Below are 24,732 nucleotides of genomic sequence, written 5' to 3'. Positions count from 1 at the left end.
TCAGACGTTGAAGCGGAAGTGCATCACGTCGCCGTCTTTCACGACGTAGTCGCGGCCTTCGATGCGCAGCTTGCCGGCCTCGCGGCACTTGGCCTCGCTGCCCAGGTTCACCAGATCCTCCCACCACATGACCTCGGCCTTGATGAAGCCACGCTCGAAGTCGGTGTGGATGACGCCGGCTGCCTGGGGCGCGGTCCAGCCGCGCTGGATGGTCCAGGCGCGCACTTCCTTCTCACCGGCCGTGAGGTAGGTGATCAGGCCCAGCATGTCGTAGCCAGCGCGGATCACGTGGTTCAGGCCCGGCTCGCTGAGGCCCACGCTGGCCAGGAACTCCGGGCGATCGGCGGGTTCGAGCTCGGCGATCTGCGCCTCGAGCGACGCGCAGATCGGCACCACCGGCGCGCCCTCTTCTTTGGCCAGAGCTGCGAGCGCTCGATAGTGCTCGTTCCCTTCCAGGTTCGTGAGCGAAGCTTCGTCCACGTTGGCCACGTAGAACGTGGGCTTGGCGGTCAGGAGCTGCATCTCGCGCACGATGGCGCTCTCCTTGTCGTCCTCGAAGCGCGCGCTGCGCGCCGGCTTTCCGGCGTCGAGGTGCGCGGCGAGCTTCTCGCACACGCCGATGGCGAGCTTCTCGACCGGGTCGCCGCCCTTCGACTGCTTGCGCGCGCGCTCCAGGCGCGCCTGCACCGTGTCCAGATCCTTCAAGCAGAGCTCGGTGCCGATGGTCGCGACGTCCGCGATGGGATCGACCTTGCCGTCGACGTGAACGACGTTGGTGTCGACGAAGCAGCGCACCACGTGGGCGATGGCGTCCACCTCGCGGATGTGCGCCAAGAACTTGTTGCCCAGGCCTTCACCTTTGGACGCGCCCTTCACCAGCCCGGCGATGTCCACGAAGCGGATGGTGGTGGGGATGATCTTCTCCGGCTTCACGACCTTGGCCAGGGCGTCGAGCCGCGGATCGGGCACCGAGACCACCCCGACGTTCGGCTCGATGGTGCAGAACGGGAAGTTCGCGGCGTCCGCCTTGGCGCTGGACAGCGAGTTGAAGAGCGTGCTCTTGCCGACGTTCGGCAGCCCGACGATGCCGCAGGAAAAACCCATGGGGGCGAGGGCTTTAGCTCAAGCCATCCGGCGAGTCGAGGACGGCTTTGCCGCGCTGTGTTATGAGCCCGCCCGCCATGGACCTGACCTTCAGCCCCGAAGAGCTCGCGTTCCGCGATGAGGTGCGTGCCTGGATTCAGAGCGCCCTGCCGCCCCACCTCAAAGCCAAGGCCGAGATGGACGCGGAGCCCAGCCACGCCGACGTGATGGAGTGGCACAAGATCCTCGCCGCGAAGGGCTGGGCCGCGCCCCACTGGCCGAAGGAGCACGGCGGTACCGGCTGGGACGCCGCGCGCCGTTTCTTGTTCAGCGAGGAGCTCGAGCTCGCCGGCACGCCGCGTCTGTCGCCGTTCGGCCTGGCCATGGTGGGCCCGCTGATGATCCAGTTCGGCAACGACGCCCAGAAGAAGCGCTACTTGCCCAAGATCCTGAGCGGTGAGGAGGTCTGGTGCCAGGGCTACTCCGAGCCGAACGCGGGCAGCGATCTGGCGTCGCTCACCCTGCGCGCCGAGGACAAGGGCGACCACTTCATCCTGAACGGGCAGAAGACCTGGACCACCTACGCGCAGTACGCGGACTGGATCTTCCTGCTCGCGCGCACCAACGCCGAGGCCAAGAAGAAGCAGGAGGGCATCAGCTTCATCCTGTGCGACATGAAGAGCCCGGGCGTCACCGCCAAGCCCTTCCTGACCACCGGCGGCACGCCGGCGTTCTGCGAGACCTGGTTCGAGAACGTGAAGGTCCCCAAGGAGAACCTGGTCGGCGAGCTGAACCAGGGCTGGACCTACGCCAAGGCGCTGCTCGGCCACGAGCGCACGCTGGTCGCCGGCATCGGCATCAGCGCCCGCGCGCTGCTCCGCGCCAAACGCATCGCCCGGGACACGCAGAGCGGCGGCAAGCCGCTGCTCGACGACCCGACCATCCGCGCGCGCATCGCCACCCTGGAGATCCGCCTCGAGGCGCTGCGCATGGCGAACTACCGCGCCCTGGCCGGCGCGAAGCTCGGCCACGCGCCCGGACCGGAGTCGAGCATCCTCAAGCTCCGCGGCACCGAGATCCAGCAAGGCTGCATGGATCTCCTCATGTTCCTGATGGGGCACAACTCGCTGACTTGGTACAACGAGCCTGGGACCGTGCCGCCGCGCGAGCACTGGGTCGGGCCCGCGTTCAACTACCTGCGCGCCGCGACCATCTACGCCGGGTCGAACGAGATTCAGAAGAACATCATTGCGAAGATGATTCTCGGGATGCCTGGCTAGGTCGGATCGAGTGGCTCCGCATCCGAGTCTGCTTCTTCTCTCTCCGATGACCACTTCAACGCCTCGCCACTCTCCCCACCGGCCGAACAGCCGGCGCCGGTCCGGGCCGGTTTTCTCACTCTCCTCACTCTGGCTCTCCGTGATCTGCTCCTGACAAGACCGATGAAGTCGTGGCGGGCTCGGCCTGCGGCCGAGACGCTCTGCAAAGCCCAGCCGAGCCTGTGGCCTGCGACCTGAAACGTGATTCCTGACTCCTGATTCCTGAACCCAGTCCTGATTGCTGAATCCTGATTGCCTGAGGCCCGGGGCCTGTGCCCCTCCCCGCCTGGGCCACTGTCTCTGAACCCTGAACCCTGGCCTGCCGCCTGAACCCCAGAACCTGGTGACCCCATGGATTTCCAGCTCACCGAAGATCAGTCGATGCTCGTGGACACCGTCCGCGAGTTCGTGAAGAAAGAATCCCCCGTCGAGCGCATGCGCAAGCTGCGCGACAGCGACCTGGGCTGGGAAAAGGCCGTCTGGCAGAAGATGGGCGAGCTCGGCTGGCTGGGCGTGATGTTCCCGGAGAGCGCCGGCGGCATGGGCATGAGCTTCGTGGAGGCCGGGCTCATCTTGCAGGAGCTCGGCACCACGCTGGTGCCCGAGCCGGTGATCCCGCTGCTCGTCGCGGGCAGCGCCATTGCCAAGGCCGGTACGCCGGAGCAGATCGAGCGCTTCCTGACCCCGAGCCTGGGCGGCGCGGAGAGCCTGGCCTTGGCCTGGAACGAGGAGCAGAGCCGGCATGACGCCTCGTGCATCCGCACCCACGCCCACGCGGCAGGCGCCGGGTTCAAGCTGCGCGGCAAGAAGCGCTGGGTGCTGAACGGCCACGCCGCCGACCACATCGTGGTGACCGCGCGCACGAGCGGCGACGCGGGCAGCGCCGACGGCATCTCACTCTTCGTGATCGATCAGAGCCTGCCCGGCGTGAAGCTCCAGCGCGTGCAGATGATGGACGGGCAGAAGGGCGCCTTCATCGAGCTCGCCGACGTCGAGGTCGGCAAGGATCGCCTGCTGGGCGAGGCCGGCAAGGCCGGTCCGCTGCTCGACGCGCTGATGGACCTCGGCGCCGCCGCCACCGTGTGCGAGGCGAGCGGCATCTTACAGACCGTGCTCTGGATGACGCGCAACTACCTGATGGAGCGAAAGCAGTTCGGCGTGCCCATCGGCAGCTTCCAGGCCTTGCAGCACCGCACCGTGGACATGTTCGTCGAGACCGAGCTCACCAAGAGCGTGGCCATGCTGGCAATGATCAAGGCGGAGGACCCGGATCCGAACGAGCGCCGCCGCGCCATCAGCGCCGCCAAGGCCAGCGTGATCGAGAGCGGTGCCTTCGTCACGCGCCAGGGCATTCAGCTCCACGGCGGCATCGGCGTCACCGACGAGCACGACGTGGGCCTGTACTTCAAGCGCATGCACATCCTGGCCACGCTGTTCGGCGACGATGCGTATCACGTCGCGCGCTACGCGGAGCTGCCGAGCTTCAGCGCGAACGTGTAGAGAGAGCTGCCTCTACTCTCAGTGCAGCATGACGGCGCGGTTGTTGTCGTCGCTGCGCCGCATCTGCAAGACCACCCCGGCCGCGCCGGCGCCAGCCCCGGCCACCGCTGCCACCAGCTTCTTGTGGTGCCCCGCGGTCTGGCCCGGCACCGAGCACACGCAGGCGTCGGAGTACTCGCCCATGTAGACCATGCCGGCGACCTCCATTCCCTGCGCCTTGCACTTCTTCTCGCAGCCGGCGCGACCGCCCTCGACGTGCGGGCTCCCCGTGAAATTGGTGGCACAGCTCAGCAGGAAGAGCAGCGAGCCCCCGAACACCAGCCTGACGACTCTCGCGATCTCCATTTTCCGTCTCCTCTATTGCGCAGGTACGTTCCACTGGGTCGTCGCGCCGTCTTGGCGCGCGCCCCTCGAGGCGTCGTAGTAGAGCAGGCCACCGCCGATACCGACCGCGAGACCCACGCCGATCAGCACGCCGCCCGTGGTCTTCTGGGAGTCGTCGTCCCCGCTCATCAAGGAAGCCCCACCCAGCACCGCAGCGGTCGCGGCGACCATCATCACCGTCGGCAAGACGGGGATCCAGGTCGGCGGCACGAACTTGCCCGGCGCGCGCACGTGGTAGTTCACGCCGTCCCGCACGACCATGTCGTCGGTGTCACTCTGCTCGTAGGTTCCGTCGGCGCTGGACATGAACAGGCGGTAGTGCCCGTGCGGCAGATCCACCACGCAGGGCGTCACGCACAGCTCGCCCGTCCGAGTCGGCGGCACGCTCATGCCCGGCGGCACGAAGGCCACGTCGGCGCGAGCGCTGACGCGCAGCGGGCCGTCGGTACCGTGAAGGACCACGCGCCCCATGCCAGCCGGGGTGGGCTGTGCGGGCAACGCCACTGGCGGCGGCGAGCGCGGTGGCGGTGAGCGGGGCTCGAGCACCTTCGGCTCCCCCTTGCAGGCGACCAGCAGCGGTAGTGCGAGTGTAGCGAGCCCCCAACGTCGAAGCATGCCGGAGGCGACTCTATCCCATCGCCGGCGCGCGCGCGACGCTCGCTACGAACCGCTTCAAGATGCTCGCTCCGGGCACAGCGTCGTCGACGCCCGCGAGCAATGCTTCCACGTCGAAACCCTCGGCGCCGAGGATCTCCCGGCGTTCCTCGATGTAGGCGCGCATGGTGACCGCGTCGAACTCGGGGTGACTCTGCACGCCGAACACCCGTTCGCCGAAGCGCAGGAACGCGTGCGGGTCGCGCGGCGTCCGGCCGAGCACGCGCGCGCCGGGCGGCAGCTCCGAGACCACGTCACGGTGCGAGGTGTTCACGCGGAACGGGCGGCGGCCGGCGTCGAGCAACGCGTCCTCGCCCAGGAGCTCCGCCTCGACGGTGCCGATCTGACGGCCGCGCGGGTTCACGGCGACACGACCGCCGAGCGCCTGACCGAGCAGCTGGTGACCGAAACAGATGCCGAACACCGGCGTGCCCGCGGTCACTAGCGCGCGCAGGCGCGCCTCGGCCTCCAGCATCCAGGGCGCGCGCTCGGTCACGCTGGCGCTCGACCCGGTCACGATCAGCGCCGCGAGCTCCGGCCAGGGCACCGCGCTCCGCGCGTCGAGCTCGAGCCACCGTCCGGTCCAGGCGTCGCCCGCCGTGGTCCGGATCATGTCGGCGAAGCTGCCACGCAGCGCGCGCGCCCGCGGAACGGGATCGCCGGTGAGCAGGATGCCGAGCGGGCGCATGGGTGTGGTGTACTCTAGCCGCGTTCCGGCACATGAGCACGGACTCGAGGCGAGCTGCTGCTTGCGGGCCCAGCTGATGCTCGGTATCATTCATCCGAAGCTCGGGGAGGTGTGACCATGCGCACGCAGCACGCAGCACGCAGCACGCAGCACGCAGCACGCAGCACGCAGCACGCAGCACGCAGCACGCAGCACGCAGCACGCAGCACGCAGCACGCAGCACGCAGCACGCAGCACGCAGCACGCAGCACGCAGCACGCAGCACGCAGCACGCAGCACGCAGCACGCAGCACGCAGCACGCAGCACGCCTGACGCTCGTGGCGGCGCTGTCTGCAATCGCCTGCGGCAACGAGTCGCGCACGCCGCGTGAGAGCATGACCTCGGCGTCCAGCGAAGAGCTCGGTGGACCCACCTCGGTGGACATGAACTCGACGGGCACCGACCGCAGCCCCGTCGGCGCCCTTCGGGGGGGCGGCCAGGTCTTTTGCTCAGGGACGTTGATCGCGCGCAATAAGGTGTTGACCGCCGCGCACTGCTACTGCGACGCGCCAAACACTGGGGTGCCTTGGACGTTGGTCGAGTTCTTCTTGCCGAGCGGCCAGGGCGGAGGCTTCGTCACCAATTTCATCGATGTTGCTCTGCACCCGAAGTGGACTTGCAGCGACGTCAATCGTGACTCCATCGACCTGGCGGTCGGAACCCTTGCGCAGGACGTTCCCGTGTCCGTCGTCGAACGCTTGCCGAGGCTGTTCCTCGGCTCGCTGAAGGAGGCGCAGGACACCGGCAAGCTCTCGTCGAAAGGCCTGGTGGTCGGCTGGGGCTACACGGTCCCGGGGGCCGGGATAGGCACGCGCCGATTTGGCGCGTCGAAGCCGCACTTGCAACCAGGGTGGGGCGAGATGCCGGTTTGGGTGTCCCCTGCACTTCAGGCGCTCGCCAAGGTCAACAGAGGTGACTCCGGAGGCCCGCTGTACCTCTCCGACTGGACCAACCAGAGTGTCCTCGTCGGCGTCACGCACGGCTTCGAGCCGGACAGATGGGCGCCCGCGGGAGACATCGGGCCAAAGGCCGCCAACCATCAGTTCCTGCTGGACGCGCTCGGAGGCGATCCGGACGAGGACGGGTGGCCCTCGGCGGTCGACAACTGCCCGACGGTGAAGAACCCGGACCAGACCGACGACGACCATGACGAGGTCGGGGACGTCTGCGACAACTGCCCGCCATCGACCTGCGCGGCCTTGCCGCCGAGCACGCCGAAGGTCCACTGCCGGAATCCCGGGCAAGAAGACGCCGACGGCGACGGGCACGGCGACACCTGCGATCTCTGCCCGAACGGACCGTCGGTCGGCGATCAGGACCACGACGGCGTCGGGGACGGCTGCGACTTCTGCCCGCTGCCGAACGAGAACCCGAGCTGCTCGACGGACGCGGACTGCCAGGCAGGGTTCGCCGGGTTCTGCATCCCCGGGAACGGCGGCGCGGTGCCGGCGCGCTGTAGCGAGCCGGCGGATCAGGACGACGACGAGATCCCCGACGCCTGCGACACCTGCGCCTTCCCGAATCAGTCGTCACTGAACTCCAACGACCGCGCCGAGGACCGGGAGAAGGTGGGCCTGCAGGTTCTCGAGTCGCGCGCCGACGACTGCGACGCGACGCCGGTGGTGCGGCTGCCGCCACAGACGCCGGAGGTCATCAGCGGACCTCTGGACACGACCGACGGCGTTGGTCCCGACAACGTCGTGGTCCTCCCGGGCGAGCGCTGGCTCGGGCGGAACGAAGATGGCTCGACCCCACCGCCGGTCAGCGAGCGGGTGGCGTACCGGCATTGCAGCTGTATCGATCAAACGGTGGCCGGAGAGGCCGAGCTGCAGCTCCAAGATTGCGTCGCTCAAGGCGGGATTTGCCGCTGGGACGACCCCGCTTCCCCCACCTTCTCCGAGTGGCGGATCCCCACGCTCACCAGCACCGCGGGCTTCCCCTTGCTCGATGCCAGCGGAGCGACCCCGTTCAGCTTCCCCTTCAGTCCGGCCACCGGGAGCCCCCTGAACGCCGTCTGGCGCTGGCGCGCCGACCTCATCTCTGGGAAGGTGTCCGGCGCCGCCGCCGCGTGCACGCTCGACCCGCTCTCCTGCCGCACGCACGGCGCGTTCTTCACGACGACGCTCGGTCCGATCGCGAGCGCCCGGGACGCTAGCGCGAAGCTGCGCGACGTCTTCCAGCTCGTGAAGACGCCGGCGGTGACGATCAAGCCGCACATCCCCCTCGTCATTCCCGTCTGCGAGCTGACGGACTGCCTGCGCTGGCTGAACCCCAAGCTCTACCTTCACGACCCGGAGCTCTTCGAGTTCGCGGACGGCTTCGTCGCGCCCGCGCTCCTCAGCTCGGACCAGCCGGGCTCCGTCGGGCTCATCGTGGGACCCGGCACCGCGTACGACCTGTCCGCCGACGTCGCCGGCGGCGTGGCCGAGCTCATCCGGGACGAAAGCCAGCTCTGGCTCTCGCCGGTTGAGCCGGCGCGGCGGGTGCGCCTCGCCGCCGGTCGGCGCGGAGTGCAAGCCGTCGGGTTTCCAAGAGCGTTCACGCCGCTCAGCCCGATCTCCCCCGTCCTGACCACGCCCACCGGCCTGATCGGCGGCACCCGGACCGGGCCGGCGCTGGCGTTGGCGAACGAGGAGACGGAGCCGCCGAGCGCACCGCGCGCACGCACGGGCTTCGCCGCGCTGTACTCGGGCCTCGAGGACGCGGTCTACATGGTCGGCGGTGTCGCGGAGGACGGTGACGCCACCGGGACGATCTGGCGGTACCTCGTCACCGAGCGCTCGTGGCATCTGGTCACGCCATACGCGGGCCACCAGCCCTCCGGATCGACCCTGGCGGCCGCGTACGACCAGGCGGTCGGGGCGCTCTACGTGCTGGACGTGAATCCCTCGAAGCCGCCGCGCGCGCGGCTGGTGCGCTACGACGTGCGCTCGGGTCTGTCCGCCGAGCTCGCGAGCTGGCCGTACGCGGGCCTTCACGAGCGCGTGTGGCTGGTGGCCTCGGGAGACGGCTCGCTGCTGCTCGTCGCGCGGAAGCCCAAGGCCTTCACGGCCTGGCGACTCCGACCAGCCGCCTCCGGAGCCTCCTTCGACGGCGTCCTCGCGGCGCCGGGGCGCGTGCTGGGTCAACCCGTCATGGGCGACGACGCGCCGATCGTCGCCGTCGAGTGGAAGGGCAAGCTCTCGTATCGAACGCTCTCGCCGGACCTGTTCCACGGCCACTCCCCATGCTCGCTGTGATGAGCCTACGAACCGTCGTCGCGAGTGGCGGTGCGGGAGCGCTCACGCTCGCGCTGGCGTTCGGCGCGTGCGGCGATGGCCCCTCGGAGGCGACCCGGCCGGACGCCGCGACCGGCGGTGCGGACGCCGCGGACGTCCTCGTCTGGGGTGGCTCGGGCGGGCTGGGCGGGGGCGGGGGCTCCGGCGGGACCTCCGGCGGCGGTGCTGCCGGCGCTGGCGGCGATCCCGCCCTGGCGCCGGAGCACGCCTGGCTCGCGGATCCGAACATCTGGAGCCCGGTGCCGGGCACGGAGTTTACCCATCCCTACTGCAAGGTCTTCGAGGCGGCCGGGGACAAGCTCGCCTTCCCGACTCTCGACTGGCAGGGCTGCGGCGACGGGTGCTCCGTGGCCGACCTGGTCCAGGGGCTCGGCGAGGGCGCGTGGTACGGCGTGGGGAGCACGCATAGGGTGCAGGGGGAGACGCGGGCGCTCTTGGCGATCGATCAAGGCGTGAAAGGCACCCACGCCTACTCCGTTCGCCGCCTGCTCGACTTGACGAGCGGCGCTTCTGTCGCCGCTGTCCAGCGCCGTATCAGCGACGTGAAGAAGACGTCGTGTGGCTTCGGCAACGGGAGAGAGAGCGCGCGGTCCAACGTCTTCTTCGGGGGAACCCCGAGTCGCATCTTGACTGCGACGGCTCCGCTCGGCCCAGGTGAGTGGACGTGGTCCCTTCCCGCTCGCTTCAGGAGTGAGCTCCCCGCGGGCCTCGTGGAGTGGGACGTTGACGAACCGCCGGGCGCGGTGTTCGACACCGGCAAGGGCGGAGTCTGGGCGCTCCTCGACCCAAAGAAAAACGAGTGGACGACCCTCGAGGCGCCCTCGAACGCCCGCCGCGGGAGCGGCGAAGGCAACCTCGCGGCCTGGACGGACTACCCGACCAGCACCTCCGAGCGCCTGCGCGGCTGGGCGCCCGACGGCAAGGGCGTGCGCACGCTCCTGGACCCCGTCCCCTTCGAGACGTGTACGGTCGCGCTCACCTCGACCACCATCGTGGGCCACGCCATGGCGGGCAACGGCGGATGTGAGGGCAGCTCCGGCGCGCCCAAGAGCTGGTTCTGGACGGCACCGAGAGTCTACTCGGCCTCCGGGGTGAAGCCCGTGGAGGGCCCGCCCTTCCCCGGCCTCTTCTTCAGCCGCACGGGCAGCTTCATCCGGGCATGGGGTGATCACGCCGCCGTCCAGCTCGGCGAGCTCTCGGCCCCGGGCGTGGTGACCAACGTCTCGCTCTTCGTGATGCGACCGTCCACTCAGAAGCTCTGGCGCGTCGATCCGCGGCCGGGGTTCGCGCTGCACTCGGACGGTTGGACGCTCACGGAGACCCACCTCTACGTGACCGAGAAAGAGGCCAGCAACACGGACCCGTGGGTCTCCAAGCGCATCGTCAGGCTGGAACTGGCGAAGCTCGACACCCTCGGGCAACCGCTGAACTGACACGGCTCGGCCGCGTGATGCGGTACGCTAGCCAGACATGCTCGCCATCACCCAGCTTCGAGCCGAGGCCCTCGACGTCGGGCTCACGACGCCCTTCGGCATCGCCGGCGGCGTGCAGGAGACGGCGAAGAACGTGCTGGTCAGCCTGGAGCTCGAGGACGGCACCCGGGGGCTGGGCGAAGCCGCGCCGTTCCCCGCGGTGAGCGGCGAGACCCAGGAGCAGACGCTCGCGACCCTGGACAGCATGCGCGCGGTGGTGGTCGGGCAGGACGCGCGGCGCTGGCGCCGGGTCGCGGCGCAGCTCGCCGAGCTCGCGCCGGGGGCGCCGGCGGCGCGCTGCGCGGTGGAGACGGCGCTGCTCGACGCGCTCTGCCGCCGCGGCGGGCTCTCGCTCTGGACCTTCTTCGGCGGCGCGGAGACGACGCTGGTCACCGACCTCACGCTGGTCACCGGCAGCGTCGACGAAGCGCGGCTGGCGGCGGAGCGCGCCGACCGCGACGGATTTGCCACGCTCAAGGCCAAGATCGGCGCCGCCACGCTCGACGTCGATCTCGCGCGGCTGGACGCCATCCTGGACGCCGCGCCGCGCGCGCGGCTGATCCTTGACGCGAACGCGGCGCTCTCGGCCGATGACGCGCTCGCGCTGGTCGCAGGGCTCGGCCCGCGCAGCTCGCGCGTGGTGCTGTTCGAGCAGCCCACGGCCGCCGGCGACCTGGACGGCCTGCGTCGCGTGCGCGAGCAGGGACGGATCCCGGTCGCCGCGGACGAGAGCGCGAAGAACGCGCGGGCCGTGGCCGTCTTGGCCCGCGAGCGCGCGGCGGACGTGGTCAACGTCAAGCTGATGAAGAGCGGCCTCGCCGAGGCCCTCGACATGGTCGCGGCCGCGCGCGCCGCGGGCCTCGGCCTGATGGTCGGCGGCATGGTCGAGACCGAGCTCTGCATGACCACCTCCGCCTGCTTCGCCGCGGGCCTCGGCGGCTTCTCCTTCGTGGATCTGGACACCCCGCTGTTCATGGCGAGCCGTCCCCTCGCCGGGGGCTACGAGCAGCGCGGACCCCGGCTCTCCCTGGCGGCGATCCAGGCTGGGCACGGCGTGAGCAGGACTTGAGATACTGTTAGGGTTCGACCGAGTTGCCCCCCCACCCGAAACAGCTGCTGCTGCCCTTGCCCGGGGTGGTCACCGAGAACGGCCGAGGCGTCGGCATCCCGCGCGCCGATCGCGTGTTCGTCAACCGCAACCTGCGCCTCTCGGGCATCGAGTGGGTGGGCTTCGACATGGACTACACGCTGGCCATCTACAACCAGGAGCAGATGGATGCGATCAGCATCGATCTCACGGCAGAGCGCCTGGTGCGCCGCGGCTACCCGGCTTACCTCAAGCACCTGAGCTACGACGCCCGCTTCCCCATCCGGGGCTTGCTGGTCGACAAGAAGCTCGGCCACGTGCTGAAGATGGACCGCCACAAGGGCGTGCTGAAGGGCTACCACGGCCTCCGCCTGCTCGCGCGGGACGAGCTCGACGAGCTCTACCACCACAAGCGCATCCGCCCCCAGACGCCGCGCTACCACTGGATCGACACGCTGTTCGCGCTCTCGGAGGTCACGGCGTATTCGGCCATCGTGGACGTGCTCGAGCGGCGCGGCGAGCACGTGGACTACGCCACGCTGTTCAGCGACGTGCGCCTGTCCATCGACGACGCGCACCGCGACGGCTCGGTCTACGCCCACGTGACCGCGGACTTCCCGCGCTACATCTGGCGCGATCCCGAGCTGGCCCGCACGCTGCACAAGTTCCGCTCCGCGGGGAAGAAGCTGTTCTTGCTGACCAACTCGCCGCACGCCTACACCGAAGCGGTGATGACCTACTTGCTCGGCAGCGGCATGGCCGAGTACCCGAGCTGGCACCACTACTTCGACGTGGTGATCTGCGCGGCGCAGAAGCCGTCTTGGTTCCAGGAGGGCAGGCCGTTCGTCGAGCGCGACGGCGAGACGACCCGCCCGGTCAAGGGTGGCCTGGAGCGCGGCCGCATCTACGAGAACGGCAACCTGGAGGACTTCGAGCGGCTCGTGGGCGTGCGCGGCTCGAGCGTGCTCTACGTCGGCGATCACATCTACGGCGACATCCTGCGCTCCAAGAAGGAGACGTCGTGGCGCACCGCGATGATCATCCAGGAGCTGGACGCAGAGATCGCCGCGCTGGAGAGCTGCGCCACCGAGCTCTCGCGCATCCGCGAGCTGTACGAGCAGCGCGAGAAGATCGAGGACGAGCTGCGCTTCTACCAGACTCAGTTCAAGGAGCTGGGAAAGGCGACGAACGGCGACGGCGCGGATCGGGTCGCCGACCGGGCGCGGGTCAAGCGCGCCATCGACCGGCTGCGAGCGGAGCTCCGCCGCATCGACTCGGAGCACGCGCTCCTGCACGAGCGCGTCGATCGCACCTTCCACCCTTACTGGGGCTCGCTGCTCAAGGAGGAGAACGAGATGAGCGGCTTCGGCCTCCAGGTCGCCACCTACGCGGACATCTACATGCGCCGGGTCTCGAGCTTGCTCGCGTACTCGCCGGCTCAGTTCTTCCGCTCGCCGCACGATCTGATGCCGCACGAGCTCTGATTCGGGTTTCGCGGCATACTCCCGCCGAGTCCGAACCCGGTGTAGCTTCGCCGCTCGATGGCCGCGCCGAGTCGCCTCCGCCTGCTCGCCCAGGGCGCGGCGGCGCTCGGCCTCTTGCTCGGGCTGTTCAGCGAGCTGTTCGAGCGGCCGTTCGCCACCGGCTTCGGCGACTACCAGTTCTTCCATCACTCCTGGGAGCTCGGTCAGGTCGCGCTGTCTCGCTACGGGGAGCTGCCGCTCTGGAACCCCTATCAGTGCGGCGGCATCCCGGAGTGGGGCGATCCGCAGTCGCAGCTCTTCCACCCCATCTACTTTCTGACCTTCGTCTTCGGCTCGACCCTCGCGCTGAAGCTCTTCATCCTGCTCCACGCCGCGGCGGGGCTGGCCGGCATGTATCGCTTCGCCCGAAGCGAGGAGGGGCTCGGTCCCGCCGCGGCGGCCCTCGCGGCCCTGGTCTTCACGGGCTCGGGCTTCTTCGCCTGGCACGTCGGCTCCGGGCACGGCGGCTTCGTCGCGTTCTACCTGACGCCCTGGCTCCTGCTCGGCTTCCGGCGAGCGCTCCGCGACCCGCGCTGGACGGCGCTCTGCGCGCTGGTGTTCGCCTTGGCGTTGTTCGCCGGCGGAGTCTACGCCTTCCCGTACTTCGGTCTCTTGCTCGGCCTCGACGCGCTGCTCGCTCTCGCCCGGCGAGTCGAGCCACGAAAGCTCGCCACCGCGCTCGGCGTCTCGGCGCTGCTCGCGCTCCTGCTCTCGGCGTTCCGGCTGGTGCCGATCATCGAGCACCTGCTCTGGTATCCACGCCACCGACCTCAGCTCGACGCGATCTCGCTGCGCGAGCTCTGGGGGTTCCTCACCCACTTCGACCGGGCGGCGGATCTGGTCCAGGAGCCCGGGCACCCCTACGCGCGCGTCGAATACGGGGCCTACGTCGGCGCCGGGGTCGTTCTCCTGGCGCTCGTGGGCGCGCTCACCGCGGAGCGCACTCGGCTTCGACTGCTCGTCCCGCTGCTGCTCTTCACCAGCCTCGCGCTCGGCGACTTCGCGAGCTTCGCGCCGTGGCCGCTGCTCCGGCGCTTGCCCGTGTTCGGCTCGCTCCAGGTGCCGTCGCGCTTCCTGTTCGCGGTGACGTTCTTCCTGGCGCTGCTCGCCGGCGCCGGGCTCGACTGGCTCGAGGCGCGTGCCGCGGAGAGGGGCTGGCTCCAGCGCCTGCGCGAACACGCCGCCCTCGCGCCCTGGCTGCTGGCCGCCGCGCTGGGCGCGCCGGTGGTCTTGCAGCACCGCGCGGTGCTCGACGGCCACTGGGAGTTCGCGCCGCTGCTCGCCGGCACCGGCGGCCACTACCACCTGCGCGACGTCGCGCCGCCGAAGACGCCGAGCCCCTACCCCCCGCGGGCGCAGGCGCCGACCGACGAGATCGGCAGCGGCTGGTGCTACACGGGCATGGGCTACGAGCCCGCCCCAGGGCTCTGGGCCGGCGACGTGGATCAAGCCCGTGTCGCCCCGCTGGGCAGCGTGGTCACCGAAGGTCGCAGCACGCGCGCGGCCTTCGCGGAGGTGGTGCTCCCGATCGGCGGGCGGGTCGTGTTCAACCAGACCTACGCTCCCGGCTGGCGCGCGTCGCTGGGGGACGTCGCCGTGGACGCGGGGCGCCTGGCCGTGGAGCTGCCGCCGGGCACGCACCGCGTGGTGGTGCGTTACGCCCCCGCGTCGCTGCCCTGGGGCACCCTCGGCTCGCTATGCGGGCTCGCGGGTGTCGCCGTGCTGCTCCGCGTGCGCGACGGCCGCCGGCGCGCGCTGGCGCTCGCGGCGGGCGCCGCCTGCGCCGTCGCCTGCTACGCTCGGGCGGCGCGCCCGGGCCCTCGCCTCCCGCCGGAGCGTCCCAAGCTGGCCCTCGCCGCCGGCGCCTCCGACTACGCGGAGCGCGGGCAGAACGACTGGTATCGCCCCGAGAACGCCGTGGACGGTCGCCTCGAAACGGAGTGGCTCGCGCCGCCGGGAACCAAGGGCTGGCTCGACGTTCGTCCGGAGAAACCACTGAGTGTGCGCCACGTCGTGCTCGTCAACGCCACGAACCCCCCGCACGGCGACTTCGGCTCGCGGCAGGTGCGGGTCGAGAGCTTCCGTGAGGGTCAGCTCGTGGAGAGCCGCGAGCTGACCTTCACGCAGCAGAACGCGGGCGTCTCGCTGTCGGGAGTCGTCGTGGACCGGGTGCGCGTCAGCGTCGAGACTTGGCAAGGCGTGGGCGGCGGGCTCGCCGAGGTCCAGCTCTGGTGAGCCGAGCTGGCGGAACTGGCATCAAAGCTGCTAGTTTTGCCTCGAGCACCTTCACGCCGCGAAGAACCCGCCGCGAGAACCTGGCCCGGAGGTTCCCTCCAAAGGGGTGACCTGCCAGAAAGTCGCGACTCATCCCCTGGCGTGAAGAGGCATCCGCCGGCCCCGCCGGCGGTTTCCGTGGGTTTTCGCCGCTCTTGATGACCGTGATCCGATCATGGCAAGACTGCCAAATTCGCGGCCAGTCTCACCTTTGGCTATGGCCCGACCGCGGATCGGCACTAAAGATATCGCCTTCTTCTCGCGTCGAACGCGCGTCCAAGGACAATCGCTATGAATCTCGTCTCGTGGCTACAACGGCTGATGACCAACTTCGGTGCGGGGTGGGTCATGTGGCTCCTCGTCGTGCTGAGCGTGCTCTCGGTCGCCGTCATGCTGGAGCGCGCCTGGTTCTATTGGTCGCTCCGCGACGATCTCGCGAAGCTGGCCCACGACCTCCGGGAGCGCCTGCGCGCGAACGATCTGGACGGCGCCAAGAAGCGCATGGAGTCGTCGCCCAGCGCCGAAGCGGCGGTGGTGTCCGCCGGCCTGCTCGAGGCAGACCGCGGCGCGACCGCGGCAGAGCAGGCGATGCAAGGAGCGCAGGCGCTTCAGCGCATCAAGCTCGAGCGGCGCCTCGCGTTCTTGGGCACGCTCGGCAACAACGCGCCCTTCATCGGGCTGTTCGGCACGGTCATCGGCGTGGTGCAGGCCTTCGAAGCGCTGAGCCGCCAGAACGTGACGGCCCAGACCACCGGCGCGATGGCGCCGCAGGAGGTCATGTACGCCATCGCCGAGGCGCTGGTCGCCACGGCCGTCGGCCTCGCCGTCGCGATCCCCGCCGTGGTGATGTTCAACGTCTTCCAGCGCCACTCCAAGGCCATCCTGGCCAACACCGACGCGCTGACCCGGGTCTTGCTCTCGCACCTCTCGGCGGTCGAGGCCGGGTTCGCCCCGGCGATCGCCACACGGCGCTCCGATCCCCCTGCCAGGGGCAAGGACAAGAGCCAGAGCCGCGACAGCGACGAGGAGTGAGCGATGGGCGCTGCTGGTGGTGGTGACGACGACGACGGCTTGATTAGCGGGATCAACGTGACGCCTCTGGTGGACGTCACGCTGGTATTGCTGATCATCTTCATGGTGACCGCGAAGATCATCGTGTCTCAGGGCATGCCGATGGACTTGCCCAAAGCGGCCAGCGGCGAGGACATCCAGATGGTGTTCAGCGTGGAGCTCTCCGCCGACGGCAAGACCGTGGTGGACTCCAAAGCGGTGGGCAGCGACGAGGACATCTCGCGCCTCGCCAAGGAGGCGAAGGCCAAGAACAAGGACCTTCGCACCGTGATCCGCGCCGACAAGAAGGTCGAGCACGGACGCGTCATCCACGTACTGGACTTGCTGAAGCGAGCAGGCGTGGCCAAGATCGCTTTCGCAGTGTCACCGTCAGGCGAGGGGGTACCGGTCGACACCACGAAGCCGAAATGACCCCATGAGCGCCATCGCCCAGCCTGGCTCCCCGGTGTTCGCGCGCGAGACCCGAGACCCGCTCTCGCGCGTGCTCGAGCTGGGTGACCGCGAGCTCCCGCTGGGCATCGCGGTGGGCTTGGTCGGAGCGGCGCTCGTGCACGCCCTGGTCGTGGTCCAGATGGCGACGGCGCTGTTCGAGGTCGGGGCCTTCGCGGAGAACGTACGCATGCTCGTGCTCGAGCGCAGTCAGGCTTCCTACGACATCGAGCTGCCGGAGCCGCCCGAGCCGCCGACCCCGCCGGCGCCCACCGCCGAGCCCGAGAAGGAGGAGCCCGTCGAGAAGGCGCCGGAGGTCAAGCAGGAGGCGGCGCCCGAGGCGAAGGCGGGCGAGCCGCCGCCGGCGGCCGCGGAGGCCGGCAAGGTGCTGACGCAGGAGCCCGATCCCGACGAGCCCGTCGATCTGACCGGCGAGGGGTTCATCAGCGGCACCAGCGACCGCTTCGCCGGGGGCACGACCGCAGCGGCGGGTACCTCGAAGACTGCGGTGAAGGATCCCAAGGCTCGCCCCAGCGGCACCGAAGGCGGCAAGGGTCAGAAGCCCGGCGCGGCCCCGGCGGGCACGGGCGCCGGGGCAAAAGATGCGTCACGCGCCGCCACCCCGACGAGCCGCAGCTGGAACTGCGGGTTCCCTCCCGAGGCCGACTTCGATCAAATCGACTACGCCACCGTGATGATCAGCGTCACGGTGGGCACCGACGGCCGGGCCAAGAGCGTCAACGTACTGTCCGACCCCGGGCACGGCTTCGGTCGCCTCGCGAAGAGCTGCGCGATGCGCATGCAATACAACGTCGGGGTCGACAAGGAAGGGCAGCCGGTGGTGAAGACCACCAGCCCGTTCCCGGTCCGGTTCACGCGCTGAGGCCCCCTCGCCGAAGTGGCCGGTCTCGGGGCGTTGATTTAGAGTGCGAGGCTCGTGAGCGTCGAGCGGGTCGAGCAATTGCGCAAAGTGGCGCTATTTTCCGGCCTGAAGCCCCAGGCGCTGGAGCTGATCGCGAAGGTGGCGACCGAAGAACGCCACAACTCGGGCACCAAGATCTTCCAGCACGGGGACGCCGGCGACAAGCTGTACCTGATCCTCGAGGGCAAGGTGCGCATCAGCCGCGAGGTGCCAGGCATGGGCGAGGAAGCGCTCGCCGTGCTCGGACCCGGCGAGGTATTCGGTGAGATGGCGCTGCTCGACGAGTCGCCCCGCTCGGCGGACGCCCGCGTCCACGAGCGCTGCCGGCTCCTGGCCATCCCCAAGGACGGCTTCGACGACCTGCTCTTTTTGCACAAGGATCTGGCCTACGAGGTCCTGTGGAGCGTCGTCCGCATGCTGGTCAGTCGGCTGAGGGAGACCACGGACAAGCTCACCTTCCTGTCGGTGAGCGGGAAGTTCTAGGGAGACTTTCGTGCCTTGGCACGAGCAGATCGCAATCCGCCGCTGAGACCGAGACCCACGAGAAGGCAGGCGAGGCCGGCGCATTCCCCCCGTCAGGTGGGAGCTTTCGCGTGGCGTCGCCGGAGTGCTTCTCGATGACGACCACGACGACGCCAGGGCACGGCTGCGAACGCGGGGCGCGGGAGTGCGCCGAAAATCGAGTCTGAGCACACGCGCAGCGACATCCGGAGTGCCCTGCGCGCCCGCTCGGTGCCGGGCGCGCAGCCTGCACCGTTCATCCGCGACCCGAGGGACCCCCCTGCCCTGCCAAGAAATCCTTGGGTTTTCGAGCCCATGTGGGAAAACTGTGTAGGACATTTGACGCCCGCACGGCCGTTCAGTAGCCTTGGCTCATCATGCAAGGACTCACGAAGCGCCAAGAGCAGACGTTGGCCTTCATCCGCCACTCGATCAACGAGCGCGGATATCCGCCGACCCTCCGCGAGATCGGGGAGCACATGGGGATCAAGTCGACCAACGGGGTCAACGATCACCTCCGTGCCCTCGAGCGCAAGGGATACTTGCGCCGCGAGGACATGAAGAGCCGGGCGCTCAAGCTGGTCGAGGACCCGAAGCTCAAGAGCGTGCCGTCTGCCTCCGACGACATGGTGGATGTCCCCGTCGTCGGCCGGGTCGCTGCGGGCGCCCCGCTCTTGGCCGAGGAGAACGTCATCGACAACGTGCGCATCGACAAGATGCTGGTGCGCGGCGGAAAGGACGTTTTCGGCCTGAAAGTGGCCGGCGACAGCATGATCGACGCGGGCATCTTCAGCGGCGACTACATCTTCGTGAAGAAGCAGGCCACGGCCGACCGGGGAGAGATCGTGGTCGCGCTCATCGGCGACGAAGCCACGGTGAAGTACTACTACCCGGAGCGCGACTACGTCCGCTTCCAGCCCGCGAACGCCCAGATGGCTCCGATTCTGGTCCGCGCCAGCGATTTCAAGCCGACCATGCTGCTCGGCAAGGTCATCGGCGTGTTTCGTAAGATCTGAGACCGGGCCGGAGCCGGGTCGGCTCGGCTCGGTCGGCGCCCCGTCCGCCCACTTCGGCTGGCCCGTTTCTCCGCGCGGGAGCGCCTGCGTCGCGGCGAGGGCATCCTGGGCTCGCGCACGCCCGCTCCCCCGCCGGGAGACGGCAATTGCCGTACCGCGAGGGGCAGCTGGAAGGTTTCGGCAATCAGCGCGAGGCAGCGCGATCGAGGCTCGGACGCAGGGGCTTATTGACGGGGGAATCCGTCGGTTGGTAGCGTCCCCGTAGCGAATTTCGGCTGTCGAGCCGAGGGCAACGGATGACCAGGGAACTGAGCTTCGGTCGGGGCAGCGCGCGAGGGATCCTTCGTGTTCCATTCGCGCTCACGGTGATGGGGCTCGGCTTCGCGCTCGGCGGCTGCGGGCACACGCTCTACGTGTTCCAGGCGAACTCCGCGGCGAGCCGACTCGAAGAAGCGCGCGAGCTCGGCGCGGAGAAGCTCGCGCCGTACGAGTACTTCTACGCCCAGCAGCACCTGGAGAAGGCGCAGGAGGAAGCGGCGTCGGCGGACTACAGCGACGCATCCAACCTCGCCGAGATCGCAGAAGAGTACGCGGACAAAGCCGTCCGCCTGTCGCGCGACGCGCACCGCGGAGGTGGCCGATGAAGCGCGTTCTCGCCTGGGCGCTCGTCGTCTTGGTGCCGGCGCTCTCGTTCGCGGCCTGCGCCAACGGACCGAAGCTCCGCGGACAAATCGAGGGCTTGAGCAAGGTCGCCGAACAGGCGGAGCGCAACGGCGCCGTCCGCTGTGCTCCGCGCGAGCTGGCGACGGCGCAGAGCCACCTGAAGTTCGCCGCCATGGAGCTCGATCAGGGCTTCATCTCCAACGCCAAGCGGCACCTGTGGATCGCCGAGCCGAACGCCCACGCGGCGGTGTTCCTCTCGCCGCCGCAGTATTGCGCGGAACGCGGCTTCGTCGAGATGAAGGCGAAGCCCAAGCCCGCGCCGGGTGACCGCGACGGCGACGGCTTCCTCGATCCGGAGGATGCCTGCCCGGACGAGCCAGAGAATTTCAACGGATTCAAGGACGAAGACGGCTGCCCCGACGATCCGGACACGGACGGCGACGGGCTGACGGACTCCATCGACTCCTGCGTGCTCGAGCCAGAGGACAAGGACCAGTACCTCGACGACGACGGCTGCCCGGATGTGGACAACGACCTCGACGGCATCCTCGACGCTAAGGACAAGTGCCCCAACGAGCCGGAGGATCCCGACGGCTACGAGGACGAGGACGGCTGCCCGGATCCGGACAACGACAAGGACACCGTCCTCGATCTGAAAGACCAGTGCCCGAACGAGATCGGCTCGGCGACTCAGGAGCCGCTCGGCTGCCCGGCGAAACCGGCGTTGGTGGTCGTCACGGACTGCGAGGTGAAGATCACCCAGCAGATCCACTTCGAGTACAACAAGGCCGTGATCCGCAAGGAGAGCTTCGGAGTCCTCGATGCCGTCGTCGACGTGCTGAACAAGAACCCCGACATCAAGATCGAGGTCCAAGGTCACACCGACAACCGTGGCAGCGCGAAGTACAACAAGACCCTGAGCGACAAGCGCGCGGCGAGCGTCATGAAGTACCTGGTGTCGCACGGCACCCCGGCCAGCCGCCTGACTTCGCACGGCTACGGCTTCGAGCGCCCCCTGGTCCCGAACAACTCCGAGCAGAACATGGCGCTGAACCGCCGCGTTCAGTTCGTACGCACCGAGGGAGCCAAGGAAGGCTGCCCGAAGACCCAGGGGAATTGATTGAGCTGATCGGGGCGTCGGCGAACCTCCGGGGGTGGCCCCCGACGGCCGAAAGCTTCGAACGACCCACGACCACCCTTACGGAGAGAACAGCCCCGTGTATCGCCGACCGCTCCTGAAGCTCCTCACCGCAGCCCTCGTGGCGTTCGCCGCAGCCACCGCCTCCGCGGCACCGCGGGACGCGGCAGCGACGAAGAAGATCGACGAGGCGATCAACACCCACTACCTGGCAACGGAGTTCGACAAGGCCGAGGCCACGCTGACGGGCACCATCAACGCCTGCGGCGACAAGTGCAGCCCAGCGGTCATCGCCAAGGCCTGGATGTACGTCGGCATCGTGCGCGGCAGCGGCAAGAACGACCTGAAGGGCGCCAAGGAGGCTTTCCAGAAGGCGGTCGCCGCAGACGCCAAGGTCACGCTGGACGAAGCGCTCGCCACTCCCGAGACGAAGAAGGCCTTCACCGAGGTGCAAGGCGGCGGCGCGGCGGCGGGGACGGGCGGCAGCGGCGGCGAGGCTGGCAAGGGCGAAGGCGGCGAGGGTGGCAAGAAGCCTCCCAAGGGCGAAGGCGCCGTCGGCGAGATGGAGTGCGAGCCGAAGATCACCGAGGTGCAGACCCGGCGCGCCATCCCCATTTCTTGTACGACCGAGGAGGAGGCCACCAAGGCCGAGGTCAAGTACAAGGAGTTCGGCGGCGACCAGTGGAAGACGCTCAAGATGAGCAAGAAGGGCGACGCTTTCCAGGCGGAGATCCCCTGCTCCGCCACGCAGCTCGCGGGCACCCTCCGCTTCTACATCCGCGCGCAGGACGCCTCGGGTGAGACCGTCGACACCTACGGCAGCAAGGGCAAGCCGGTCGAGCTCGCCGTAGTCGCGCAGACCGATCAGGACGCGCCCGCTTTCCCAGACAAGGATCCGCCGGCGCGCTGCGCGGAGCAGGAAGAGTGCCCCCCCGACTTCCCCGGTTGCAAGAAGGGCGGCGGCGGTACCAAGGGCTGGGGCTCGAGCTGCGCCTCCTCGGACGAGTGCCAGTCGGGCCTGTCCTGCACGAACGGCACCTGCGAGCAGGGGCAGACCTGCGACCTCGATGCCGACTGCCCGAGCGGCGCCAAGTGCTCCGGCGGCAAGTGCGACTCGAGCGGGCCGAGCGGGCCGTTCAAGAAGAACTGGCTCGGCTTCCACGCGGCCTACGACCTGGCCATCGTGGGCGGTGACGACGTGTGCTCGAAGACCAGCCAGGCCGACGAGGGCTTCGCCTGCTTCGAGGAGGGCACGGAGAATCAGTACAGCGACGACCCGCAGCCCGGCGTCGCCAACAAGATCAGCACCGGCATGGCGCCCGCCACTGCGCGCTTGCTGGTCTCCTTCGACCGCGTGCTCGGAACCAACATCACGCTGGGCGCTCGCGCCGGCTTCGCCTTCAACGGGGGCCCCGCTGCGGGCAAGGACAAGAACGTGAAGTTCTTGCCATGGCACGGCGAGCTCCGCGTCCAGTATTGGCTCGGCAAGGACGTCTTCGCCAAGAAGGGCCTCCGGCCGTACATCGGCGCCGGCGGCGGCGTGGCCCAAGTGGACGCCAAGCTCCCCGTGACGATCCGCGACTGCAAGAACCCGTCCACGAACCCGAGCTACGCCCAGTGCATGCAGAACCAGCCCAACGCCCAGGGGCAGGCCCGCAACCTCGACGCTTTCAAGAAGCTCGGCCAGAGCTTCGTCGGCCTGAACGGCGGCATCGTCTACGCGTTGAGCCCGAACAGCGGATTCCAGCTCAACCTGAACATCATGCAGATGCTGCCGACCAGCGGTCAGGTCATCGAGCCGAGCCTGGGTTACGTCTTCGGGCTGTGAACCGGCGGGCATGGCCGCCAGACACCTGCAAGACCTGCTCGAGCATCGCGCGGCAGAGAGCGGCGATGCCCTAGCGCTCAGGAGCAAGAAGGCCGGGCGCTGGAGCGGTGAGAGCTGGCGCGAGTGGCGAGACGCGAGCCGAGCGCTCTCCATCAGCCTGATCGAGAGCGGCGTCCAGAGAGGGGATCGCGTGCTCCTCATGTCGAGCACGCGCGAAGAGTGGGGCATCATCGACTTCGGCGTCCTGGGAGCCGGCGCCGTCACGGTCCCCGTGTACCCGACGGCGACCGCCGAGCAGATCGCGCTGATTCTCGAGAACAGCGGAGCCCGGCGCGCATTCGTCGAAACCGCCGCCGGGCTCGAAGCGCTCTCCCGGGCGGCCCTGACGAACGTCACGCTCGAGGGCGTGGTGGTGCTCGATACGGCCGCCCCCTTCGAGCCCATCGAACGCAAGAGTGCGGCGCCGCTGCCGGTGCGCCGCTGGCTCGACGCCCTGCGCGACGCCACCGCGCTCGGGAGCGAGACCGAGCCGAGCCGGCGCTTCGACGAGCGGCGTGCGGCGCTGGGCCCGGACGACCTGGCCACGATCGTCTACACCTCCGGCACGACCGGCGTGCCGCGGGGCGCGATGCTCACGCACGGCGCCCTCTTGGCCGAGGTGCAGGGTCTGCTCCGGGCCGTGGCGGTGGGCCCGGGCGACGAGCAGCTCCTGTTCCTGCCGTTGGCACACATACTGGCGCGCATCGTGCTCTTTGGCTGTGTCGCGGCCGGTGCGCGCACCGCCTTCGCCGAGGGCATGCACCGGGTGATCGAGAGCTTCATGGAGGTGCGACCGACCTTCTTCGCCTCCGTGCCGCGCCTGTTCGAGAAGGTGTTCACGGTCGCGACCGAGAATGCCGGCGCAGAGGGCGCGGTGAAGGAGCGGCTCTGGCGCTGGGCCGTGGGCATCGGGCTTCAGACCTCGCGCCTCAGGCAGCGCGGCGATACGCCTTCGGGCCTCCTGGCCGCGCGCCTGCGCTACGCCGACAAGATCGCGCTCTCCAAGGTTCGCGAGCGCTTCGGAGGGCGCTTGGCCTTCGCGGTGAGCGGGGGCGCGCCGCTCTCCAAGGAGCTGGCCGAGTGGTTCCACGCCATGGGCATCCTGGTGCTCGAAGGCTACGGCCTGACCGAAGCCTCCGGCTGTAGCCACGTGAACCGCCTCGACCGCTATCGCTTCGGCACGGTCGGAGTGCCGCTCGACGGCGTCGAGACCCGCGTCGAGAAGGACGGCGAAGTCTTGCTCCGCGGGCCGACCTTGATGCGCGGCTTCTTCGGACAACCCGAGGCGACGGCGGAGGTCATCGACGCCGACGGCTGGTTGCACACCGGGGACATCGGCAGGCTCGACGCCGACGGCTTCCTCAGCATCGTCGATCGCAAGAAGGACCTAATCGTGACTGCTGGCGGCTCGAACGTGGCGCCGCAGGCCCTGGAGCGTCTGCTCTGCCAGTCTCCGTGGCTCAGCCAGGCGGTCGTGCTCGGGGACCGAGAGCGCTACTTGGTGGCGCTCTTGACCCTGGACATGAGCACGGTGAAGCGCTGGGCAGCGGATCACCGTCGCGGCACCGATCCCGCGTCGCTCTCCCGCGACCCAGAGCTCAGAGCGCTGATCCAGCTCGACGTCGACGACGTCAACCGGCGTCTGTCGCGCTTCGAACAGGTGCGGAAATTCGCCATTTTGGAGCGCGAGCTCAGCGTCGCCGACGGCGAGCTGACCGAGACGCTCAAGCCGCGCCGCGAGCGCATCCGCGAGCGCTACGCGAGCCAGATCCGCCTGATGTACGACGCCTCGGCGGTGAGTCACCCGAAGCCGGAGTGAAGAG

General features: G+C 69.1%; 20 protein-coding genes and 1 pseudogene. 17 read left to right on the top strand and 4 right to left on the bottom strand.

Annotated features, from left to right (window positions below):
- On the bottom strand, positions 1-1,104 hold the full coding sequence (ychF, locus tag HS104_40610; protein ID MBE7486259.1) for a redox-regulated ATPase YchF: 1,104 nt from the start codon (positions 1,102-1,104) through the stop codon (positions 1-3).
- A 77-nt stretch (positions 1,105-1,181) separates the two neighbouring features.
- On the opposite strand from ychF, the gene HS104_40605 reads away from it, so the two are divergent.
- Together HS104_40605 and HS104_40600 are read left to right on the top strand one after the other, a co-directional pair.
- Positions 1,182-2,363, top strand: coding sequence for an acyl-CoA dehydrogenase family protein (locus tag HS104_40605; protein ID MBE7486258.1), 1,182 nt, complete (start codon positions 1,182-1,184; stop codon positions 2,361-2,363).
- Positions 2,364-2,753: 390 nt separating this feature from the next.
- Positions 2,754-3,902 carry an acyl-CoA dehydrogenase family protein gene (locus HS104_40600; GenBank protein MBE7486257.1) on the top strand — a complete coding sequence of 383 codons (1,149 nt, stop codon included), beginning with the start codon at positions 2,754-2,756 and terminating at the stop codon, positions 3,900-3,902.
- Positions 3,903-3,920: 18 nt separating this feature from the next.
- On the opposite strand, the gene HS104_40595 is transcribed toward HS104_40600, so the two are convergent.
- Genes HS104_40595 through HS104_40585 form a run of 3 tightly spaced genes read right to left on the bottom strand, consistent with a single transcriptional unit; the run spans position 3,921 to position 5,628 of the window.
- Complete coding sequence (locus tag HS104_40595) at positions 3,921-4,247, bottom strand: hypothetical protein (GenBank protein ID MBE7486256.1); 327 nt, start codon at positions 4,245-4,247, stop codon at positions 3,921-3,923.
- 12 nt (positions 4,248-4,259) lie between these two features.
- Complete coding sequence (locus HS104_40590; GenBank protein ID MBE7486255.1) at positions 4,260-4,901, bottom strand: hypothetical protein; 642 nt, start codon at positions 4,899-4,901, stop codon at positions 4,260-4,262.
- A 13-nt stretch (positions 4,902-4,914) separates the two neighbouring features.
- The gene (locus tag HS104_40585) at positions 4,915-5,628 is read right to left on the bottom strand and encodes a gamma-glutamyl-gamma-aminobutyrate hydrolase family protein (GenBank protein ID MBE7486254.1); all 714 of its coding nucleotides are present in this window, start codon (positions 5,626-5,628) and stop codon (positions 4,915-4,917) included.
- A 375-nt stretch (positions 5,629-6,003) separates the two neighbouring features.
- On the opposite strand from HS104_40585, the pseudogene HS104_40580 reads away from it, so the two are divergent.
- The 15 genes and pseudogenes from HS104_40580 (at position 6,004) to HS104_40510 (ending at position 24,728) form a co-directional block, all read left to right on the top strand.
- Positions 6,004-6,648: pseudogene (locus HS104_40580) on the top strand (trypsin-like serine protease).
- Complete coding sequence (locus HS104_40575; GenBank protein ID MBE7486253.1) at positions 6,529-8,907, top strand: thrombospondin type 3 repeat-containing protein; 2,379 nt, start codon at positions 6,529-6,531, stop codon at positions 8,905-8,907. Before HS104_40580 ends, HS104_40575 begins: the two are co-directional and overlap by 120 nt.
- On the top strand, positions 8,907-10,379 hold the full coding sequence (locus HS104_40570) for a hypothetical protein (protein ID MBE7486252.1): 1,473 nt from the start codon (positions 8,907-8,909) through the stop codon (positions 10,377-10,379). Before HS104_40575 ends, HS104_40570 begins: the two co-directional genes overlap by 1 nt.
- Positions 10,380-10,416: 37 nt before the next feature.
- Entirely contained in the window at positions 10,417-11,487 is a 1,071-nt protein-coding gene (locus HS104_40565) for a dipeptide epimerase (protein ID MBE7486251.1), read from the top strand.
- 44 nt (positions 11,488-11,531) lie between these two features.
- Positions 11,532-12,989, top strand: a complete 1,458-nt coding sequence (locus HS104_40560) for an HAD-IG family 5'-nucleotidase (GenBank protein ID MBE7486250.1) — start codon at positions 11,532-11,534, stop codon at positions 12,987-12,989.
- Positions 12,990-13,046: 57 nt separating this feature from the next.
- On the top strand, positions 13,047-15,263 hold the full coding sequence (locus HS104_40555) for a hypothetical protein (GenBank protein ID MBE7486249.1): 2,217 nt from the start codon (positions 13,047-13,049) through the stop codon (positions 15,261-15,263).
- A 330-nt stretch (positions 15,264-15,593) separates the two neighbouring features.
- Positions 15,594-16,334, top strand: a complete 741-nt coding sequence (locus HS104_40550; GenBank protein MBE7486248.1) for a MotA/TolQ/ExbB proton channel family protein — start codon at positions 15,594-15,596, stop codon at positions 16,332-16,334.
- Between the two features lie 3 nt (positions 16,335-16,337).
- Positions 16,338-16,784: a biopolymer transporter ExbD gene (locus tag HS104_40545; protein MBE7486247.1), complete on the top strand. Its 447-nt coding sequence runs from the start codon at positions 16,338-16,340 to the stop codon at positions 16,782-16,784.
- 4 nt (positions 16,785-16,788) lie between these two features.
- Positions 16,789-17,685, top strand: coding sequence for a hypothetical protein (locus HS104_40540; GenBank protein MBE7486246.1), 897 nt, complete (start codon positions 16,789-16,791; stop codon positions 17,683-17,685).
- Positions 17,686-17,739: 54 nt separating this feature from the next.
- Positions 17,740-18,207, top strand: coding sequence for a cyclic nucleotide-binding domain-containing protein (locus tag HS104_40535; GenBank protein ID MBE7486245.1), 468 nt, complete (start codon positions 17,740-17,742; stop codon positions 18,205-18,207).
- A gap of 395 nt (positions 18,208-18,602) precedes the next feature.
- The gene (gene lexA, locus HS104_40530; GenBank protein MBE7486244.1) at positions 18,603-19,241 is read left to right on the top strand and encodes a transcriptional repressor LexA; all 639 of its coding nucleotides are present in this window, start codon (positions 18,603-18,605) and stop codon (positions 19,239-19,241) included.
- A gap of 368 nt (positions 19,242-19,609) precedes the next feature.
- Positions 19,610-19,885: a DUF4398 domain-containing protein gene (locus HS104_40525; GenBank protein ID MBE7486243.1), complete on the top strand. Its 276-nt coding sequence runs from the start codon at positions 19,610-19,612 to the stop codon at positions 19,883-19,885.
- Positions 19,882-21,024: an OmpA family protein gene (locus HS104_40520; protein MBE7486242.1), complete on the top strand. Its 1,143-nt coding sequence runs from the start codon at positions 19,882-19,884 to the stop codon at positions 21,022-21,024. Before HS104_40525 ends, HS104_40520 begins: the two co-directional genes overlap by 4 nt.
- 97 nt (positions 21,025-21,121) lie before the next feature.
- On the top strand, positions 21,122-22,870 hold the full coding sequence (locus HS104_40515) for a hypothetical protein (protein ID MBE7486241.1): 1,749 nt from the start codon (positions 21,122-21,124) through the stop codon (positions 22,868-22,870).
- 10 nt (positions 22,871-22,880) lie between these two features.
- Entirely contained in the window at positions 22,881-24,728 is a 1,848-nt protein-coding gene (locus tag HS104_40510; protein ID MBE7486240.1) for a long-chain fatty acid--CoA ligase, read from the top strand.
- Positions 24,729-24,732 lie beyond the last annotated feature (4 nt).

The organism is Polyangiaceae bacterium (assembly GCA_015075635.1).
In the GTDB taxonomy this organism is placed as follows: domain Bacteria; phylum Myxococcota_A; class Polyangia; order Polyangiales; family Polyangiaceae; genus JADJKB01.
This window is presented reverse-complemented; position numbering and strand designations above follow the sequence as displayed.